The following is a 3,304-nucleotide window of genomic DNA, read 5'->3' on the forward strand; positions in this document are numbered from 1 at the left end:
AGGCGGGAAGAACATAGTTGTGGGTAAAAAAAGCGCTGCGCAGACCCGTGAAATCCGCCGCCTGGAAGACACTTTGTCCGAGCACGGTCTCCCCGCTCTCGAGATGGAACAGATGCAGCGCGGGCGGATACTGTGACTCGTCCTTCTCGCCTCTAGCGGCCAGCTCCGCCGGAGCGTCGTACAAGCAGAAGGGGTGCAGGATTTTTTTGACGAAATTATTGTCCAGACTCTCCGACTTCGCCACCGTGTCAAAGCCCTCAGTGGAGCGGTAGACACCGCGCCGTTCACGGGTATACATCTGCTGGGCGATGCCGGCTTCCGAATGAATACTCACCGCTTAATCGCTCCCCTCGATGAATTTCAGCTTGTGCAGCAGCCACAGGAACGGCTCATCCACCCGGATGGGGCTGACGACGCCTTCGATTTTCTGATCGACGGGATTGCTGCCAAGCGCCGAAACCGCGAAGTAGGCGGTATTGGAGAAATACACATCCATCGTATCCTTGAACGGACGGTCCACCTTCCCGATAAAACGGCTGATCTCGCCGTCGATATTGCCGACCTCATCCATATTCAGCGTCCCGCGGTGAACGTAATTGTTGAACACGTTGCTGTTCGCTTTAATGTAATCCCCGTCCTCGTCCTTCAGCGAGTGCAGCATATCGCTCTTGGTCAGCACAACGGCGGTTGGAATATCCGTTCTGCTCTTCTCCTGATAGGCGATGAAATCGCCGAACATCGTCAGCACCACGTCCCGGGGTTCATCATACTGCGATACCCATTCGCCGGGGCGGTCGCCGATATTGATGCGGATTTTTTCACGAATGGAACGAATTTGCAGCGGATCGACCATGAATAGGATCCCCGCCGAATTCTTGATATGCTGGCCGTGCAGCCCGAGATAGTCCTGATCGACCATGCCCTCTCCCGCGACATCGAAGAAGACGAGCGTCAGCGGCGGCTTCTCCTCATTCTTGAACACGAATTGAAAAATAAACGGCTCCTGCATCCTCTCCTTCTGGGTCGAAGACAGCAGATCACCGCGCTCGAACAGCGGGTCCTCGTATAAACTGCGGAATTTGCGGCTGATTTCGGCGTTCAGCGGCATACAGGCGGCGCCAAAATGTCCAGCCGTTGTATGCTGAAGCGTGTGGATCAGCGAGGTCATGTAGACCGATTTGCCGACCTGGGACGCGCCGATAATCGAAATGATGTTGCTCGGCACCTTCCCAGCGGTCACCGGCAGCTCGTTGTGGCAGTATGGGCAGAGACGTCTGCGGGTAAGCTTTCCGTAGCGGTCGGTAAGGCCGGTCAGCACATGATCGGTATAATGATGATGCTCCTCCGGAATGTCGGACGGCGGAATGATCGCTTCGAGATCGTCCACCGAATCGAGTCCGAACCGCTCACGGTATTTATTGAGCACATCGTCTTCGCCCAGCGCGTAATCTTCATCGTCCTCCCGGCTGTGCATGGCCCGAAAGACCACGTCCGAGGGAGCAAATTTGCTGAAGCAGTACGGGCATACAATATCATAAAAAAGCGGCCGCGGCTGCGGCTGATTCTTTTTTAAAAAGCGGCTGAAAAAAGACATATGTTCTCCCTCCTAAGAAGAAACGCCTGTCGGCGTCTTTTCAAAATAGCCCACAAAGTGCAGCCATGGTCTCGAAGCTTACTCAGGTACGCCCTACAGGACACAGCTTCCATGCGGACGGCGCAGACCCCCTGCCCCGATCATTCCGGCACCAGCTCATAGTAGCGGCCATATTTCGGCCCGTCGGTAAAAAAGATACGGATGTGATCATCCTTGCCGATCTCAATCGGCGGAAGAGCGTTGCGTCCGGGCGCGAAATCCTGGACAAAGGGAAAGCGGATGCCGTCCTCTTTATCCGCCGGATAACCGCCGCGCTTTTTGACATAGCACAGGACCTCCCTGCCGACGGGAACTTCCGCCGTAATGGTCATATGTACGGTCTGTTCCTTGCGGAACAAGCCCCGCTTGCGGTCAATCGCGTAATAGATCCGGGCCTTGCCCGCGCTGACGGTCGTACGGTTCTCGCCGTCCCTCTGGCGGACCAGCAGGGTCTCCCCGTTCTCCGTCACCCGGGCAAACACGGTATAGACGACCAGACCAATTTCTTCCAGACGGTCATAATAACCGCCTACCGCCTTGTATTCTTCACGCGTGTACAGCTTCAAACCGTCAGGCGGACGGCTGTCCTCTTCCGGATGCTCTCCGCCGCCCGGGCCTTTATGGATATAGACCGCCTGCAAGCCGTCCGGCCAGTGCCACCGGAGCGTGCAGGTCCGGTCCTCCACGCGCGAGGTTATACCCGTGATCGCCGGCAAGTCCGGTGAATGCTCGATGTACCTCATCGCCGCACAGCCCCTTTCCAAGTGATCTTTACCTTGCTGCTAGAAGCCTTTGCTGCTTCGATTCCCGCGTGCCGGAAAACCCTGCGACGGTCGCGGGGATGACTGTGCTTCTCCCCGACCCCTCCGGGTCAGGCGCCCTTCTCCCACCGGAACGATTGCGGTGAACAGCGCGATTACGCCAGTCAGAAGCAGCACGGCAAGCAGCCGCACCATCGCGTTCAGGAAGCCATGGCTGCTCAGGCCGTATTCCAGCGTGAAGCCGGCCAGGAAGCCGGACACGATGCCTCCCAGGCCGAAACTCTTGGCCAGGTGGCGGTTGTCAAAGACGATGCCAAGCCCGAGCCCGAGCGCGGCGCCGATCAATACAAGCGACAGAATACGCAGGGCCCCGTAGTAAGGGCTGTGCTGCGTGTTGTCCGTCCGCTCCGTAACCAGCGTCCGGTCGCCGAGACGGTCGTAAATCTGGCGGAAAATTTCGGCCAGCCGGTTCGCGTCAGTCACATCATAATATTGTCCGCCGGTTGTCGCGGCGATTGACTTCAGCAGGGCAGGACCGGAAGGATCGCTCAGGCTGAGTCCGATGGTGTTGACCGCGATGCCGCGGTCCACATACGCCTGAAGCTCCGTGCTGGTATCAAGCCGGCTCACTCCGTCCGACAGCAGAATAACCATCGCTCCCCGGCCGGCGGCACTGTCACCGTTAATGACATTTAGCGCCTCCGACAGCGCCCCGCTGAGATTCGTTCCGCCCTGGGTCGTCCGCAGAGTGTTAATCGCCGCCGTCACCTGCTCCCGGTTCCCGGCCTTCCCAAGCGAGGTCAGAGGCTGAATGACCGCCGCCTCATCACTGAAAGTCAGCACCGCGACCTTGTTATCCCCATCCATCCGCATCACAAGGTCCCGGGCTGCCGAGTAGCGGCTGGGGGCG

The 3,304-nt window shown here is 58.2% G+C and carries 4 protein-coding genes; all 4 read right to left on the minus strand.

What is annotated here, in order from left to right; all coding sequences use genetic code 11:
- A partial coding sequence (locus L691_RS29655; RefSeq protein WP_456320018.1) for a GAP1-N2 domain-containing protein occupies window positions 1-298 on the minus strand: 298 nt, incomplete at its 3' end.
- A gap of 39 nt (window positions 299-337) precedes the next feature.
- Entirely contained in the window at window positions 338-1,594 is a 1,257-nt protein-coding gene (locus tag L691_RS0121050; RefSeq protein ID WP_025692314.1) for a TRAFAC clade GTPase domain-containing protein, read from the minus strand.
- A gap of 140 nt (window positions 1,595-1,734) precedes the next feature.
- Window positions 1,735-2,376: a hypothetical protein gene (locus L691_RS0121055; RefSeq protein WP_025692315.1), complete on the minus strand. Its 642-nt coding sequence runs from the start codon at window positions 2,374-2,376 to the stop codon at window positions 1,735-1,737.
- 39 nt (window positions 2,377-2,415) lie between these two features.
- On the minus strand, window positions 2,416-3,304 hold an 889-nt coding region (locus L691_RS0121060), incomplete at its 5' end, for a vWA domain-containing protein (RefSeq protein WP_025692316.1).

The sequence above is a fragment of the Paenibacillus zanthoxyli JH29 genome, assembly GCF_000520715.1.
Lineage (GTDB): Bacteria > Bacillota > Bacilli > Paenibacillales > Paenibacillaceae > Paenibacillus_AQ > Paenibacillus_AQ zanthoxyli.

What these genes read in the sequence shown, in the direction of transcription:
- L691_RS0121050 (WP_025692314.1), bottom strand. Translation starts at nt 1,594, where the DNA reads ATGTCTTTTTTCAGCCGCTTTTTAAAAAAGAATCAGCCGCAGCCGCGG.
- L691_RS0121055 (WP_025692315.1), bottom strand. Translation starts at nt 2,376, where the DNA reads ATGAGGTACATCGAGCATTCACCGGACTTGCCGGCGATCACGGGTATA.